The 17,515-nt window shown below is 65.4% G+C and carries 9 protein-coding genes; all 9 read left to right on the plus strand.

Annotated elements, in window-relative coordinates; translation table 11 throughout:
• Positions 1–48 precede the first annotated feature (48 nt).
• The 9 genes from PX52LOC_RS04360 to PX52LOC_RS04400 all read left to right on the plus strand — a co-directional run bounded on the left by PX52LOC_RS04360 (position 49) and on the right by PX52LOC_RS04400 (position 17,490).
• Positions 49–1,158 carry a prenyltransferase/squalene oxidase repeat-containing protein gene (locus PX52LOC_RS04360; RefSeq protein WP_149108944.1) on the plus strand — a complete coding sequence of 370 codons (1,110 nt, stop codon included), beginning with the start codon at positions 49–51 and terminating at the stop codon, positions 1,156–1,158.
• 109 nt (positions 1,159–1,267) lie between these two features.
• Positions 1,268–2,341: an AAA family ATPase gene (locus PX52LOC_RS04365; protein WP_149108945.1), complete on the plus strand. Its 1,074-nt coding sequence runs from the start codon at positions 1,268–1,270 to the stop codon at positions 2,339–2,341.
• Positions 2,342–2,407: 66 nt separating this feature from the next.
• On the plus strand, positions 2,408–3,331 hold the full coding sequence (locus PX52LOC_RS04370; RefSeq protein ID WP_149108946.1) for a DUF58 domain-containing protein: 924 nt from the start codon (positions 2,408–2,410) through the stop codon (positions 3,329–3,331).
• Between the two features lie 125 nt (positions 3,332–3,456).
• The gene (locus tag PX52LOC_RS04375; protein ID WP_149108947.1) at positions 3,457–6,264 is read left to right on the plus strand and encodes a BatA domain-containing protein; all 2,808 of its coding nucleotides are present in this window, start codon (positions 3,457–3,459) and stop codon (positions 6,262–6,264) included.
• A 202-nt stretch (positions 6,265–6,466) separates the two neighbouring features.
• A complete protein-coding gene (locus tag PX52LOC_RS04380) occupies positions 6,467–9,493 on the plus strand; it encodes a vWA domain-containing protein (RefSeq protein ID WP_149108948.1) in 3,027 nt (1,008 codons plus the stop codon).
• Between the two features lie 202 nt (positions 9,494–9,695).
• Entirely contained in the window at positions 9,696–12,995 is a 3,300-nt protein-coding gene (locus PX52LOC_RS04385; protein ID WP_149108949.1) for a mitotic spindle assembly checkpoint protein MAD1, read from the plus strand.
• A 126-nt stretch (positions 12,996–13,121) separates the two neighbouring features.
• Complete coding sequence (locus PX52LOC_RS04390) at positions 13,122–15,185, plus strand: hypothetical protein (RefSeq protein ID WP_149108950.1); 2,064 nt, start codon at positions 13,122–13,124, stop codon at positions 15,183–15,185.
• 175 nt (positions 15,186–15,360) lie between these two features.
• The gene (locus PX52LOC_RS04395; protein WP_149108951.1) at positions 15,361–16,464 is read left to right on the plus strand and encodes a hypothetical protein; all 1,104 of its coding nucleotides are present in this window, start codon (positions 15,361–15,363) and stop codon (positions 16,462–16,464) included.
• 150 nt (positions 16,465–16,614) lie between these two features.
• Positions 16,615–17,490 carry a WD40 repeat domain-containing protein gene (locus PX52LOC_RS04400; RefSeq protein WP_168218794.1) on the plus strand — a complete coding sequence of 292 codons (876 nt, stop codon included), beginning with the start codon at positions 16,615–16,617 and terminating at the stop codon, positions 17,488–17,490.
• Positions 17,491–17,515 lie beyond the last annotated feature (25 nt).

The raw sequence follows: 17,515 nt of genomic DNA on the forward strand, positions 1-17,515 counted from the left end.
TGGGTCGTCTTGGTAGGTTGGACGGCCCACGGACCGCGGAGGATTCCCATGCGACGGCGAGCATTCCTGTCGAACCTGGCTGCCCTGCCGATCGGTCTGGGGTTGGCAACTCGGCTGGCGGCCGAGGACGAGCCGGCCAAGAAGAAGGTTGACGCCGAGCCGATGGTCGAGAAGGGGCTGGAATGGCTCAAGCGGAACCAGCAGGCCGACGGCCGCTGGGAGGCGCAGGGGTCCGCGTACCCCGGCGCGATGTCCGGCCTCGCCGCGATGGCCCTACTGATGGAAGGCAGCACGCTCCGCGAGGGCAAGTACAGCGACAACCTCGTGAAGGCGGTGAAGTGGTTCACCGACCGCGCCCAGCCGAACGGCCTGCTCGGCAACCCGTCGAACGCGACCGAGCGAGACCGCTACACCTACGGCCACGGCTACGGCCTGCTGTTCCTGGCCAGTATCTACGGCGAGGAGGACGACGAGGACCGCCGCAAGAAGCTGGAACAGGTCATCAAGCGGGCCGTCGATTTCTCGTGCAAGGCCCAGACGGACAAGGGCGGGTGGGGGTACGTGAGCGCCCTCGAAGGCGGCAACTTCGACGAAGGCTCGACGACGATCACCCAATTGCAAGCCCTGCGGGCGGCCCGGAACGCGGGCATCCCGGTGCCGAAGAAGACGATCGACAACTCGGTCGAGTACCTGCGGAAGTGTACGACCCCGCGGGGCGGGATCATCTACAACCTGTCGTCCGGCGGCATCGCGGCCGCCGGGCAGGAGCGACCGCCGCTGACCGCCGCCGCCGTCGCGTGCGCGTTCAGCACCGGCCAGTACAACGACGAGTACGCGAAGAAGTGGATCCTGTACTGCAAGGAGCACATCCCCATCGCGTCCGGCCGTCTCGCCCACGACGAGTACCAGAGCTACTACTTGGCCCAGGCGATCTACGTCCTCGGTGAAGACCGCTACGGCGAGATGTTCCCGAAGTCCGACCCGAAGGACCGCTGGCAGTGGAGCAAGTACCGCGACGTGATGTACGAGTACCTCAAGACGCAACAGGCCGCCGACGGCAGTTGGTCCGGCGGGTACGTCGGCCCGGTTTTCTCGACGGCCGTCAACCTGTGCATCCTGCAACTGGAAAAGGGCGTGCTGCCGATCTACCACCGTTGAGCAGGGGTCAGGAGTCAGGGGTCAGGAATCAGGGGACAGAGCCCCCGATTGCCGCCTTGCATCCTGTTCTCTGACTCCTGTTCCCTGACTCCTGACCCCTGGAACCCACATGCCGACCGACGCGACCGACACGACGACGATGGACTCCGCCGACCTCGCGGCCATCAAGCAACTTCAGACGGCCTACGGCGACCTCAAGAAGCAACTCGGCCGCGTGATCGTCGGCCAGAACGAGGTCATCGAGCAACTGCTCATCACGCTCTTCACCCGCGGCCACTGCATGTTGGAAGGGGTGCCGGGGCTGGCGAAGACGCTGCTCATCTCGTCGCTGGCCAAGTGCCTGTCGCTCGACTTCAGCCGCATCCAGTTCACCCCGGACCTGATGCCGGCCGACATCACCGGCACCGACTTCATCGAGAAGAATCCGCTCACCGGCGGCGTCGAACTCAAGTTCCGGCCCGGCCCGCTGTTCGCCCACATCGTGCTGGCCGACGAAATTAACCGGACCCCGCCGCGAACGCAGGCCGCCCTGCTCGAAGCGATGCAAGAGCGGCAGGTGTCAGTCGGCCGCGTGCGGCACAAGCTCGCCAACCCGTTCTTCGTGCTGGCCACGCAAAACCCGGTCGAGCAGGAAGGGACGTACCCGCTGCCGGAAGCTCAACTCGACCGCTTCATGTTCAAGATTTTCGTCGGCTATCCGACGGCGGCGGAAGAGTTCGAGATCGCCCGCCGGACGACCTCGACGCAGGTAGACGAGATCGCCCCGGTGCTGACCGGCGAGCAGATTTTGGACCTGCAATACCTCGTCCGCAAGGTGCCGGTGTCCGACCACATCATCCGCTACTGCCTAGCCCTCGTCCGGCAGACGCGGGTCAGCGAAGGGGCGGCCCCGAAGTTCGTCAAGGATTGGCTCTCGTGGGGGGCCGGCCCGCGGGCGGTTCAGAACCTCATCCTGGCGTCGAAGGCTCGCGCCCTGCTCTACGGCCGCCCGCACGTGTCCACGGAAGACATCGCGAAGCTCGCCGCCCCGGTGCTGCGGCACCGCGTGCTGCTGAACTTCACGGCCGCGTCCGAAGGCGTGACGACCGACGACGTGGTGAAGAAGTTGCTGGAGAACACGCCGAGCAAGGAAGGCGATCTGGAGAAGGACGAGCGGTTCAAGAAGATGTTCACCGCGGTGTAATGACGGTCAAGCCCTGGCACGGCCGTGCCAGGGCTTTCGCCCGATAAACCTTCACCCCGGACTTTCATGGCCGCCGACAGTGACGACCCGAAGCGATTCTTCGACCCGCGGGTGATCGCCCGCATCTCGACGCTCGATCTGCGGGCGAAGTACGCCGTGTCCGGGTTCATCTCCGGGCACCACAAGAGCCCGTTCTTCGGGCAGTCGACGACGTTCGTCCAGCACCGCGAGTACATGCCCGGCGACGACATCCGACACGTCGACTGGAAGGTCTGGTCCCGCACCGACCGCTTCATGCTGAAGCAGTTCGAGGCGGAAACGAACCTCCGGTGTACCCTCGTCGTGGACACGTCGGAATCCATGATCTACGGCCGCGGGCCGATGAACAAGTACGAGTACGCCTGCACCGCGGCCGCGTGCCTGGCGTACATGACGGTCAAGCAACAAGACGCGGTCGGCCTCGTCAGCTACGGGTGGGACGTGAACCAGGCCCTCCCGGCCCGGAGTTCGCAGAACCACATCGACGCCGTCGCGAAGACGCTGAACTTGAGCAAGCCGAAGGAGAAGACCGACATTCTCAAGGCGATCCGCAAGATCGCCGAGCAGACGCCATCGCGGGGGCTGATCGTCCTGTTCTCGGACCTGCTGACCGACCGCGAGCCGCTGTTCAAGGGGCTGGAAATGCTCCGGCACCGGCGGCACGACGTGATGGTCTTCCACGTCCTCGACGACGACGAGCTGACGTTCCCGTTCGGCGGCATGACGCGGTTCGAGGGGATGGAGGACCTGCCGAACCTGATGTGCGACCCGAAGGCCCTCCGCGACGGCTACCTGGAAGTGCTGGAAGAGTACCTGCAGGAAGTCCGCCGCGGCTGTTCGCGTATGGGCGTGGACTACGCCCTCGTGCGGACGAGCGACTACCTGGACGCGATCCTCTCCCGCTTCCTGTACCAGCGGATGTCCAGCAAGGGCAGCCCCGCGCGGCGGTGACGCCGGCTTTTTCTTTGGAACCCAGAGCGGAAGCGACGGGGTGTAGAGACAGTCTCACCACCCCGTCGCTTCCGCTCTGGGTTCCAAAAAACGAAAACGAACACCCGACAAGAGACGACAACCCGATGTTCGAATCGTTCCTGAACCCGTGGTCGTTCTTCGCCGGCGTGGCGCTCGTCAGCGTGCCGATCATCATCCACTTGATCAACCGCATGCGGTTCAAGCGGGTGCGGTGGGCCGCGATGGAGTTCATCATCAAGGCGCAGAAGAAGATGAAGCGGAAGCTCATCTTCCAGCAGTTGCTCCTGCTGTTCCTGCGGTGCCTGATGGTGTTCCTGATCGGCCTCCTCGTCGGCCGGTTCGTCGGGTTCAACCCGCTCGACGGCCGCGAAACGCGCACCACGTCGCACGTCGTCATCTTCGACGACTCGCCGAGCATGGGCGACTTCTTCCGCGGCGACGACGGCCAGCTGACCGACGCCTTCGGCGAGGCGAAGAAAGTCCTCGTCGACCAGATCGCTCCGGCCGCGGCCCAGGCGGCGACGGCCCAGACGCTCGAAGTGATGATGCTCTCGACGCCGCAGGCGGTGAAGAGTTTCGAGCGGGTGAACAACACGTCGATCGAGGAGATGAAAACGCACCTCAACGGGTTCGCCCCGTCGCCGGTCCGCGGGTCACTCGTGGAGGCGCTGAAGCTCGCGAAGAAGTCGCTCGATACGCAAGCCGGCAACGGCGAGGTGTCGCAGGTCATCCACGTCCTCAGCGACTTCCGCGCCACCGACTGGGAGGCGGACGGCGAGAAGATCAAGACGGCCGTCACCGACCTGACGACCGCGAAAGTGAAAGTCCACCTGGTGGACGTGGCCCACCCGTTCCGCAAGGATGAGAAGCAAGCTCCGCTCCACCACGACAACATCAGCATCGTCGAACTCAAGCCCGCGAAACTCGTGACGGCCCGGTACGAGGCCCTGGAGTTCACCCTGCGGGTGCGGAACAACGGCCCGACGGAACTGAAGGACGTGCGGTTCCCGATCGCGGTCAACGGCGACGACGGCAAGGGGCAGTCGGTGCAAATCCCCACGCTGCCGGGGAACGACGAGCGGTCGATCAAGTTCCTGCTCACTTTCGACCGCGTCGGCACCGCCGACAAGCCGCTCGACCGCTTCAGCCTCGTGACGGCCCGCCTGGAGTCGCCGGAACCGGGCGGCCTCGTCATCGACAACGTCCGACACGCGGTGGTCGAAGTCCGCGACCGCCTGCCGATGCTCGTCATCGACGGCCGCCCCGCCGACCGCGAGAAGAAAGAAGGCGACGGCTTCTACCTGCAACGCCTGTTCACCGACGCCATCGGCGGCTTCAAGTGGGTGCCCGGCTCGCTGAAAGACCTGGAAGGCGACCTGCGGCCGTACACGTGTGTGCTGATGCTGAACGTGCCCGCCGTGCCGGAAGCGGCGGCGAAGAACCTGGAGTCCTACGTCCGCGACGGCGGCGGCCTCGGCTTCTTCCTCGGCCCGGACGTGAAGCCGGGCGACTACAACAAGACCCTCTACGCCGACGGCAACGGCGTCTTCCCGGTGCCGCTGCCGGAGCAGCCGAGCGCGGTGGTGCCGGAGGAAGTGAAGCTCGTCCGCCGGTTCTCGCCGACGAAGAAGATTCTGCTCCGCGACCCGGCGGTGAAGGGCCACCCGGCCGTGGCGGCCATCTACAACGACGACCGCGGCCAACCGCTCAAGAACGACGAACTCGAACGGTTCTTCCGGTTCGTGTACATCGACCGCTACTGGCCGGTGAAGCGGATCGGCAAGTGGCGGGAAGACCGCAGCGTGTCGGAACTGTTCTGCATGCCGAACGAGTCGCCGATGGGCGAGTACGACAAGCCGACGATCGACTTCCTGAACAAGCTGCCGCTCGACGAGCCGAAGTACGCGAAGTACAAGCCGCAGCTCGACGACCTGAAGGTGAAGATTCGGGCGAAAGCACTCTCCTCCGACCCGCTGTACGAGTTGGCGATGCTGTTCGACCAATTGCTCGCCGACCAGCGGGCGGAAGGCGGCCCGGCCGAGGCACAACTCCGCGAGTTCTGGGCACAGCCCGAAGTGGCCGACCTGAAGGCCGAGGCCGGGCGGTTGCGCGACCTCGTGAAGTTCGGCGACCCTCTCTACTTCGCGAAAGCGTTCGGCAAGGGCCGGGTGACGGTCATCACCACGACGGCCGGCGAGACGTGGACCGACTGGGCGAGTGCCCCACCGGGGAACACGTCGTTCCCGCCGATCATGACCGAACTGGAACGCTACCTGTCCGGTGGCACCGCGGAGGCGAACCGCCTCGTCGGGGAACCGCTCAGCCTGAAGTTCGACGAGACGCGGTACAAGCCGGTGGTGGCCCGGTGGTTCCTCGGCTTCGACCCACTGAAGGACGGCGTCCAACGGGCGGCGGCGGCGCTCGCCCCGGCCGACCTGAAGGAACAGACGATGTCCGCGACCGGCGGGCAACTGGACTTCCAATTCGCCGATGCGACGAAGCCGGGCGGATACCTGTTCACGTTCACGCAACTGAAGTCGCAGTCGGCCGGGTCCGACGCGGCCGAGGTACCCGAGTACGTGGGGGCGGCCTTCAACGTGGACGCGGCGACGGAAGGCGACCTCCGCCGTTCGAAGCGGGACGAGATCCTCAAGAGTGCCCCCGGCGCGGAGTTGCACTCGGTCGGTGACGCCGACTGGACCGACGTGCTGAAGAACAAGAAGTCCGACTGGAGCGAGGGCGGCTGGCTGTTCCTGGTGCTTCTGCTCGTGCTGATCGTCGAACACGCCTTGGCGGTGAAGCTGAGTTACAACTCGTCGTCACACGCCGACCACTCGGCCCCGACAGTGGCGGCGATGTTCAACCGCACGGCCGTCCCGACGGCGAAGGACGAGACGCCGACGGCAGCGTGATGAATCTCCTCCCTCTCCCCCGGCTTTGAGGGGGAGAGGGTTGGGGTGAGGGGGAAGGCCTTCATCTGATTTGAGACGGCACTATTGGGCAAGGGTGGTCCGCCCCCCCTCACCCTGCCCTCTCCCCCTCAAAGCCGGGGGAGAGGGTGCTGAGAGTGGCTGACGAGTTCGGCCCGAGCGACTAACGACTTGAGACCCCCTGATGAATGACACCGGCGTAGTGCGTGACACCGAAACCGTCTTCCGGCGGCTGAGCGACCCGTTCCCGATGGTCAGCCCGGAGGCGACCGCGACGGCGTGGTGGGTGCTCACCATCGGCGTCCTCATCGTCGGCGCGCTGTTCGTCATCTGGATGTACGCCCGCGACTCGCGGACGTGCCATTGGTACGTTGCCGTGCCGCTCGCGGTCCTGCGGATGCTCGTTTACGTCCTGCTCGCGATCGCGTTCCTGCTGCCGGCCAAGCAGACGTGGGAGACGACGGAGAAGACGTCGCGCGTGCTGATCCTGCTCGACGTGTCGCCGAGCATGACGCAGATCGCCGACGACCGGGCGAGTGCTGGCGCGCCGAAGCCGGCCACGCGGGTGCAGAAAGTCCTCGACTTCCTCACCGACGACCGCGTCGCGTTCCTGCAAAAGATCATCGACAAGAACCCCGTCTTCGTCTACCGCTTCGGCGGCCGCCTCGACGACGAGACGCGCACCGTCAACCCCGAGACGCCGGTCTGGACGAAGGCCGAGTGGGAGTCGTGGGCGAACTACGACTTCAAGCCGTGGGTGCTGCGGGGGCTATCGAAGGAAGCCCGCGACGCGGTCGAGAAGATGCCGGCGTGGAAGGCCGAGACGCCGGGCAACGCGGAGTGGGCGATCGCGTGGTCGAAGTTGCCGGAAGGCGAAGTCGTGCCGGGGTCGCTGACGGAAGACGAGAAGAAGGCCCTACTCGACAACCGCACGAAGCTCGACAAGCGGACCGACGTGGCCCGGTCGATCGTGCTGGGCACCAACGTGCCGGACTCGATCACGGCGGCCATCAACCGCGAGGCGGCGAACATGGTGCAGGGCGTCATCGTCTTCACCGACGGCCGTAGCAACCTCGGCAGTGCGGCCGCTTACAACGAACTCAAGGAGCGGGCCGCCCGCGAGAAGATTCCCGTCTTCACCGTGGCCGTCGGCGAGCCACGCGAGAACATCGCCATCACCATCACCGACCTCCAAGCCCCCGACCGCGCGCCGCCGGACGAGCCGTTCAAGGTGGCCGTCGAAGTGGACGGCGTCGGGCTCGAACGGCAGGAAGTCGAAGTGAAACTCGGCCTCTTCCTGCCGGGCAAAGACCCGAAGAGCGCCGCGACCGATCACGAACTGACGGCGAAGCTCACCTTCCAACCGGGCGATCCGCCGCACGGGCAGGTCGAGTTCGTCATCGACGCCGACCAACTGCCGGAGTCGATGACCGAGGAAGCGAAGAAGGACGACGCGAAGCGGGCCGGCAAGCGGAAGCAACTCAAGCAAGGAGCGTGGTCGATGGTCGCCCGCGTGGCGACCGACAAGCGGGAGATTTACGACAAGCCGGAACACGTCTCGTCGCCGCGGGTGGTGCAGGTGCTCGAATCGCCGATGCGGATTCTCCTGTGGGCGAGCGGGCCGACCCGCGAGTACCAGACGCTCCGCACACTGCTGATGCGAGAAGTGAACGAGAAGCGGGCCGAGTTGAGCATCTTCCTGCAAAACGAGGGCGGCCACGAGGGGAACATCACCCAGGACGTGACGCCGGACCGGCTGCTCATCAAGTTCCCGACGCGGTACGAGACGACGCCGAAGCCGACCGACAAGTCCGAGGACAAGTACCTCAACTTGCACGAGTACGACCTCATCCTGGCCTTCGACCCGGACTGGTCGGAACTCTCGGCCGAGCAGATCGAGAACCTGCGAACGTGGGTCGTCGAGGGCGGCGGCGGGTTCGTCTACGTCGGCGGGCCGATCCACACGTACCAACTCGCGCGGGCTGACGAGAGCGGTCGGTTGAAGCCGCTGCTCGAAATGATGTGCGCGTTGCCGGACGACATCATTTTGCTGAAGACGCGGCCGATCCCCCGCACCCCGCGGCGGCTGAAGCTCACGCCGAACGCCGAGTTCGACGTGCTGAAACTCGACGACGCGACCGACGACCCGGTGGCGGGGTGGGAAAAGTTCTTCAGCGGCAAGGACAAGTTCGTCAGCACCGCGAACCAGCGGGACCTGCTGAACCCGAAGAACGGCTTCTATTCGTACTTCCCGCTGAAGATGACGAAGCCCGGGGCGGCCGTGCTGATGGAGTTCCTCGACGTGAACGAGCGCGGCGAGGGCGAGCCGAAACCGTACTTCGTCATCAACCAGCCCGGCCGCGGCCGCACGGCGTTCCTCGGCTCGGGCGAGATGTGGCGAACGCGGATGGTAGACCCGACGTTCTTCGAGCGGTTCTGGATTCGCCTCGGCCGGAACATCTCGGCGGCCCGGCGGAACGTGCAGTCGTTCCGCGGGCAGGTACTCGTGAACAAGGAGTACTCGTCCGGTTCGATGGTCCGCGTGCAAACACGGCTGCTCGCCCCGAACGGCAAGCCGTACCCGCCGGACGCGATCAGCCCGAAGTTCATCGTCGAAGCCTACGACCCGGACGGCACGAAGCGGGCGAAGCCGATCGGCCCGATTCAAATGGCCGCGAAGAAGGGGGCGGCCGGGTTCGACGGCTACTACCAGGCGCAGGTCCTCGCCGACGCGAAGCAGTTCCCGCCCGGCGAGTTCCGGTACAAGGTCGTGGTGGACGTGCCGGACAGCCCCGGCGACACGATCAGCGGCGAGTTCATGGTCCGCCGCTCCGACCCGGAGTTGGACAACGCCCGGCCGGACTTCACGGCCCTGGTGAACGCGGCGAGTTCGCTGAAGGACGTGGAACCCAAGATCACGGAGCCCGGCGTGCTGGAGCGGCTCAAGGGCAGTGCGACCGACACAGGCAAGGTGAAGCTCGCGTTCAAACTGGCTGAGAAGGACAAGCTCGAACTGATCCCGGCGTGCCTGAAGTCGGACCGCAAAGAGTTCCGCAACCGCGGGGCGGTCGAAGACCTATGGGACAAGGGCGCGACGTTGCCGAGTTGGGCGACCGGCGGCCGGGTGGTGACGATCAGCTACCTCCTGATGGCCGCGATCGGCCTGCTGACGATCGAGTGGAGCGTGCGGAAGCTGGCACGGCTGGCGTAATTCTGGTCCCCTCTTCCCCGGCTTTGAGGGGGAGAGGGTTAGGGTGAGGGGCGGGCTTTCCTCCCTCAAAAACTTGTGTCGGGCGTGAGGGACGCTTTCCCCCTCACCCCGGCCCTCTCCCCTCAAAGCCGGGAGAGAGGGAGAAATGCGGTGGGCCGCGAAGACCCGGCACCACCCTACGAAATACACTGCTGGACAACCCATGCCTGTTGACACCCTCGACGCCCCGAAGCTCGACGCGAAGATCGCGAACCCGCTCGATCAGATTCGCGGCACGATCCGGCAGTACATGCTCGCCGACGCCGCGGTCACGCTCGCCATCGTCGTCGTGCTGTGGTTTTGGATCGGCCTCGCCCTCGACTTCGGGCTGTTCAAGGTCGCCGGGTTCGACTGGGTCGTCGACGCGCCGCGGGGCTTCCGGTTGCTCGCCCAAGTGGCCCTCGTCTTCGGCCCGCTCGCCGTCCTCGTCATCCGACGGGAGGTCGTCAAGCAAGTCCTCGGCCGCGTGTCGCAGCCGTGGGTGCGGCGGCACCTGCTCGAACTGCCGCTCCTGTTCCACGTCCTCCTCGCGGCCGTGTTCGCGCCGATCTTCCTCGTCATCCTCCTCGTCCGCTACACCTTTTGGCTGCGGACGACGGAAGAGAACCGCGAACTCGCCCTCGTGCTAGAGAAGCGGTTCCCCGACGTGCTCGGCGACCGGCTCATCACGGCCGTCGAACTCGCCGACGTGGAGAAGCAGCACGCCTTCGGCTACTCCGCGGACATGATCCGGCAGACCATCGAAGAGGCCCGCGAGCGTGTCGGGCAAGTGCCGGTAGCGTCGGTGTTCAACTGGGACCGCATCCGGCGGAAGTGCATTGTCCTCGGCGTCGTCGCCCTCGGCGCGCTCGGGCTGGCCTACGCTGCCTACGCCGCGTTCGGCGGCGGCCCGGCGAGCAAGTTCACCGGCGAGTTCGGCGACGTGGCGTCGATCTGGTTCGAGCGGAACGTGACCTTCCGCAACACGCCGTGGCCGCGGAAGGCGCACATCGAACTCGTCGGCTTCCCCGATCAGGAACTCCGCATCGGGAAGGACGCGGCCTCGCCGAAGGTCAAGTCGCGGGCGTTCAAGTGGGTTGTCGCCGACCGCACGCGACTGCACGGCTGGCGGCCGTTGATGTGGTCCGACTTCGGCGACAAGCTGCCGGGGTTAGCGGCTTACGCCTCGGCGGTCGTGGCCGGCGGCGAGGGGAAGCATCTGCCGACCGACGCCCGCGGGTGGGACGTGGACCGCATCGAGGCCGAGGGGGCCGACTGCGCCGGCGTGCCGGAACTGATGGGCAAGCTCGCCGCGCTCGCGTCCGACTCGCGGATGACGCGCACGGTCCGCCGGCTGGACATCCCCGACGCGATGACGCTCTCCTACGGCGGGGCGAAGACCCGCGGCCGGATCAACCTCAACCGCGAGGCCGGCAACATCTTCTCGGGCGAAGTGTCCGGGCTGAAGGAGTCGATCCGCTTCACCGTGAAGGGGGCCGACTTCACCACCACCGCCCGCGCGATCACGCTCGTGCCGCCGCCGATGTTCGCGAAGCTGACCCGCACCGAGTACCAACCCGCTTACCTGTACCACGCCCCGCCGGTCCGCGAGGGGGGCAAACAAGACTTCGCCGAACTGAAGGGGCTGCGCCAGGTGCTCGGCGAGAAAGACCTGTCGCTGACCGGCGACCGGTCGTCGTTCTCGATCATCCAGGGCACGGAGTTCGTCCTCCGCGGGGTCGCCGACAAGCCGCTGAAGCACGCGATCGTCACGCCGAAGATCGGCAAGCTGCCGGGCCAGAAGACCGGCGACACGCAGCCGATCACCGTGCCGACCGACAACGACGAGCGGACGCAGTTCAGCCTCGCCTTCCGCGGGGCCGACCGGCCGACGGCGAACATGGAGTTCGACCTGACGCTCGTGGACGAAGACGACGTGGCCACGACGCGGGCGGTGCTGGTGCAGGTAGCCGAAGACCAAGTGCCGCAGGTGGAACTTGTCGTGGACGTGCTGCGGAAGCAGGGGAATTCGTTCCTCGTGACCCCGATCGCCCGCGTGCCGTTCCTGACCGAGAGTAAGGTGAAGGACGACGCCGGGCTGAGCAAGGTTGTGTTCGCCTACACCTACCAACAGGTGGACGCGGCCGTGACGGTCGAGGCGAAGTTGCCGCTGGTGGCCGGGGTGTTCGCCGGTGCGCCGCTGATGCCGACGATCGCCGCCCCGATCCGCACGGTGATCGCCGCCCAGTACGTGCAAGACGCCTCCGACGCGAACGTCGGCAAGACCACGGCCGGCGAGTTCCCGCTGCCGCGGTTCACCGAAGAGTTCGCGAAGCGGCGGTTCGACACGCTCGCCGTGCTGAACCAAAAACTCACCGTGCCGCAGCCGCCGGACGACCCGCAGACGGTGCGGGAACTCCGGTTCCAGAACCAGGACGAGGACGTCTTCAACCTGAAGGCCGCCATCCCGGCCTTGTTGGAGAAGGACGCCTCGAAGATTCAGGCCCGCTACCGGATCGAGATGAATCTGCTGGCCACCGACACCAACTACGAGACGGGGCCGAAGGTCGGGCAGAGCGTCGAGCCGATCCGCTTGCTCGTGATTTCCGAGGCGGAACTGCTGGTCGAGATCGCGAAGGACGAGGAAGTGCAGATCGCCCGCCTCGACGACGTGCTGAAGAAACTCCGCGAGGCCCAGACGAAACTCAGCCAGACGGCCGTGCGGCTGCGCGACCTCGCCCCGCCGCCGGACATCCTCGTGTCGGCCGGCGTGCGGGCACAGGACCTGGGGCAAGACATCAGCAAGGCCCGCGAACTGACGACGGCGATTCAGATGGAATACCGCCGGTTGGAGAAGGAGGCCCGGTTCAACGGCATCGACCAGACGCAGAAGCGGATCGAGAACGAAATCCTCCGCGACCTGAATCAGATTCTCGAAACCGCGTTCCCGCTGACCGAGGAGACGCACAAGAACTTCCTGACGGCCCTCCTGGAGAACCGCCGGCCGGAAGAGTCGCTGATCGGCAAGGACCAGTCGGACCTGCAATCGCTGATCTCGCAGGTGCAGGCCCTCCGCGACAAGCTCGGCGAGGCGATCAGCCTGAGCAAGATTCGCGGCGAGTTGGAACGTCTCGTGACGCAACAGCAGCAGAGCGGCAAGATTCTGGAGAACATCCAGAAGAACGTCCTGGAACGGCTGCGGATGCCGGTGATCGCCACGATCCCGACGGTGGAACTCGCGCAGGGCGAGAAAAAGACGGTCAAGAACCCGCTGAACTGGCTGGCGTTCGACGGCAACGTCTACAAGGTGAAGTTCGAAGCCCCGGCCGGCGGCGAGGTCAAGGTCCCGGCCGAAGTGACGGTCGCCGACGATAAGGACGTGGTGGAATACGAGTTGACCGCCGGAAATAAGTCTGGCGAATACACGATAAAGCTGGTACCGTCGGTCGGCAATCCGATCGAGGTGCGGGTCAAAGTCAAATAACCCCACCGGCCGTCGCTCTCCCGGCGGCCCCGGAATTTCCGAATTCCGCTGTTGGCGCGTAATATGTAACTCGTCCTCTCCTGTGGAACTGCTTCCCATCCGAACCGTGTGTTCGGGAGATCCGCCATGCTTTCGCGCGTTCAGTTCGCCCTGCAATCGCTCCTGGTGGCTACCGCCGCACTGCTGGCCACGACCGTTATCACGGCCCAAACTCCCCAACCGACTGACCCGAAGGCAACGCCCCCGGTTCCGGCCGACACGACGCCCGGTAGCACGAAAGAACTCCGCGGGCCGCAGGAGAAGAACGCCAAGATCTTCCAGGAACTCTCCCGCGGCCTACTGACGCTGGCCCAGCGGTTGGAGAAGAGCGACCGGCCCGAGGACAAGGAACGGGCGAAGACGATCTACGCCGCCATCGAGCACTCGCAGAAGGCCGGCATCGACACCCAGTACAAGACGCTCATCGCCGGCCTCAGCAAGGGGTCCGAGAACCCGCAGGACATCGGCGGCATCAAGGGCCAGAACGCGGAACTCATCAAGGCCCTTCAGGAGATGATCACCATCCTCCAGACCGACGACGAGTCGGAGCGGCTGAAGAAGGAGATCGCCACCCTCGAACAGTTCCTGAAGGCCGCCGAGGCGCTGAAGCGGAAGACCGAGAACCACCGGGCGATGGTCGAAGCCGGCAAGGGGGACGCCAGCAAACAGGCGAACACCCAGAAGGACTTGGCCGATCAGACGAAGGATCTGGCCGAGCGCATGGGCGGCAAGAAGCCCGGCGACGACAAGAAGGGCGGTGAAGCGACCGCGAAGGCCGACCCCAAGTCGACGCCGAAGGGCGAGCCGAAGCCGGGCGAATCGTCGGCCGAAGCCAAGGGCGACAGCAAGGATCCGAAGGCGAACGACAAGGACCCGATGGCCGGTGAGAAGGGTTCCGAGGCGAAGGAAGGCAAGCCGAGCGAGAACGCGGCCGAGAGCAAGAAGGGCGGCGAACCAAAGGAAGGCGAAGCCGGCGAGCCGAAGGGTGCGGGAGAACCGAAAGCCGGGGAACCGAAGGCGGGAGAACCCAAGACCGGGGAACCGAAAGCGGGTGAACCCAAAGCCGGCGAGCCGAAGGCCGGTGAGCCCAAAGCGGGTGAGCCGAAAGCCGGGGAACCGAAGCCGGCCGGCGAGAGCAAGGGCACGGGGCAGGGGAAGGGCGAGCCGAAGTCGTCGAAGGGTCAGCAGGCCAAGGGCGGCGAAGGGCGCGGCAAGGGCGGCGAACCAAAGCCCGGTGAGCAACAAGCCCAGGCGAAGCCGCCCGGCGATGGCGAGCCGAAGCCCGGCCAGCCGGGCGGGCAATCCCCGCCGCCCCCGCCGCCGCAGAACCAGACGCCCGGCCGGAAGCAGGTCGCCGAGGCGTACCCGAATCAGAAGCAGGCCGAGGAAGAACTCAAGAAGCCAGACCGCGTGGAAGCCGCGAAGCAACAGGACCAAGCGATCGAAAAGCTGGCGAAGGCCATCGAAGAACTGAAGAAGAAACTCAAGCAACTCCGCGAGGAGGAAATGCTGAAGACGTTGGCGGCCCTCGAAGCCCGTTGCAACCGGATGCTCTCGATGCAAATCGAAGTCTACGAGGGCACGAAGGTCGTACACAATGGCGTGGTCAAGAACAACAACCAGAAGACCACGGCCGACCACCAGAAGTCGCAGCAACTCGGGGACAAGGAAAGCGAGATCGTCGCGGAAGCGGAAAAGGCAATGAAGTTGCTGGAGTCGGAAGGCTCGGCCGTCGCCTTCGCCGGCGTGCTGGAAGAGGTGAAGGGCGACATGCAGGCCGTGCAAAAGCGACTGGCCGCGACCTGGGTGGACACCGACACGCAGGCGATCGAAGAAAACATCATCCAGATGCTCAAGGACATGATCGAATCGCTGAAGAAGGCCCAGCAGGAGATCAAGAAGTCGCAGGGCGAACCCCCGCCGCCCGGCGGCAAGCCCGGCCCGAAGCCGCTGATCGACCAGTTGGCCGAGTTGAAGTTGATCCGCGCCTTCCAGACGCAGGTGAACAGCCGCACGAAGATGTACGCCACCAAGTACACCGGCGAGCAAGCATCCGACCCGATCGTCCAGAACGAACTCCGCCAGCTTTCACAACGGCAGGCGAAACTTCAGGACATGATTCAAAAGATGGCCACCGGGGCCAACAAATAACGCCCTCTCGCTCTCCGGTTAAAAAGGAGAGAACGATGAGGAGTATAATTCTGGTTGTGGGACTGCCCGATAAAGGTTAGAGTTAGGAGTTGAAGACGGCCGATGATGGCCGATACTCATCCCTGGTTTCTTCTCTCCGACCCGTGTTCCTCGCCAATTCTGAGGAGGCTTGAACGTGGTCATCCGCAAGTGGGTCGCAACTGCCGCCCTGTCCGCCGTCACCGGTCTGGCCATCTCGGCCACCGAACCCGCTACGAGCATTCCCGCCGCCGGGACGCCCGCGGCGCCGATGATTTACACCTTCGGCACGCTCCGCACCGCCAAGGCCGATGAAGCCCGGGCGAAGTCGGCCGCGTACCTGACGGCGACCCACAAGCTCGATCAAGCCGCGTTCGACAAGATCTGGGCCAACGAAGGCCGATCCGTTCTGGACCGGACCATCGACAGCCTCGTTCTCGGCAGCCCGGACATCGCGGCCGCCCTGAAGACCGCCAAGAACCCGGACGCCGACCCGCCGCTGGACGCCCCTGCGTTCCTGAAGGACGCGAAGGCCGACCCGTTCTTCACGGCCAACGTCGCCACCGCCTACGCGAAGGCCCTGTCCAACAAGCGGGTTTACGAGGAAGCGCTCGACGCCCTCAAGGCCGTGCAACCGGAGTTGGTCGTGGACCCGGCCAGCTATTACTTCTACAAGGCCGTGTCCGAACACGCTCTGATCCAGAAGGACCAGGCCGTCGGTTCGATCACCCGCCTGCTCGACGACGTGGCAGACACGCCCGATCGCTACAAGATGGTCGCGACGCTGATGTTCTTCGACATGCAGAACTGGTCGCCGGACGCGAAAGACCTCGCGAACGTCGGCCGCCTGATGGACAACAGCGGCCGTCGGCTCGACCTGGCCCGCGGCGGCGAGAAGACGCAGGAGATTCAGAAGAAGATCCTCTTCCGCCTCGACGAGAAGATCAAGGAACTGGAGAATCAGAGCAAGGGTCAGTGCAACGGCGGCCAGTGCCCGAACGGCGGCGAGTGCGACAAGCCCGGCCCCGGCAACCTGAACCCGAACAACCCGGCCAACGACAGCCGCATCATGGGCGGCGGCGGCGACGGCAAGGTCAACGACAAGCAACTGAAGAAGCTCGGCGAAGAGTGGGGCAAGCTCCCCGCGTCCGAGCGTGCCAAGGCGATCCAGGAGATCACCCGCGACATGCCGCCGAAGTTCCGGCCGATGATCGAGGAGTACTTCAAGTCGCTGAACAAGTTGCACAACGTGCAGCCGTAACGCAGCGCACGACCACCACACGACCGGGCGGCGTCCTTTTCACGAAGGACGCCGCCCGCGGTCGTTCATGCGACCACAAACTTTCCTGCGGTTAATCTCACCGCGATGCGGGAGGCGATCACCGGACGCCGACGCGACGGAGCACGTGCCGTGAAGTTGCTGACGATTCCCGGAGTAGCGTTCTCGGCCGCGGCGTACTTGAACGATCACGAACTGCTGTCCATCGACTTCAGCAGTGCCCGCACTATCCGCCGGTGGGATTTAGGCGACGGGGCGACGGCGGTCGTCCCGCCATCTCAAGCAACGGCTGCATTCTGCCTGTTCCGCCCCGAGGGGGCAGCCTTCCTGCGCGAGCAAGGGTTTTGGCCGGCCGACCAAGAACTCCCTACGGTCGTCGGTGAACCGGCGGTGTTGTGGCCCCGGCCCGGGTGGTCGCCATCGGCATTCGGGGCCGGCGGGACGGCCGTGATTTACGCCGAAGTGGTCGTCACCGACGGCTACTACAGCACCCGCTTCCATGTCCGCACGGCCACCAGCGATTGTGAGTCGTTCCACCACGCCCGCGGGTACTTCGGCGTGGCCGCGAGCTTTTCCGCGGACGGAAACTTGGCGGCTGTAACCGGGGGACTACGGGATGTCGTTGTTTACAACGTGGCGACGGGGGGCGAAGTGTGTCGCATGGATCAATCTGACAACGCTCGATATTTATCCTTCGTAGGCCGCGACCGGTTGGCCGTAGCGGCGGGGCGGACGGTCCGCTTGTGGGACGTGCCCGGCGGAGCGTGCATAGCGAAACTGCCTGCGTTCCACAAGCATGCGACCGGGCTGGCCGTCTCGCCCGACCACCGGCTGCTCGCGGCCTGTGGGCGAGATGGCCGCGTGACTGTTTGCGAGGCTGCAACCGGGCACCAGCGGGACAGCTACGACTGGCAGATCGGCGAACTGCGTGCTGTGGCATTCTCCCCGGCAGGAAGTACGGCGGCTGTCGCCGGCCAAAAGGGAATCGTCGTCTGGGACTTGGAATGACTCGGAACGCTTGGGTGCGTTGGCT

Origin of the sequence: Limnoglobus roseus (genome assembly GCF_008254045.1) — a bacterium.
Lineage (GTDB): Bacteria > Planctomycetota > Planctomycetia > Gemmatales > Gemmataceae > Limnoglobus > Limnoglobus roseus.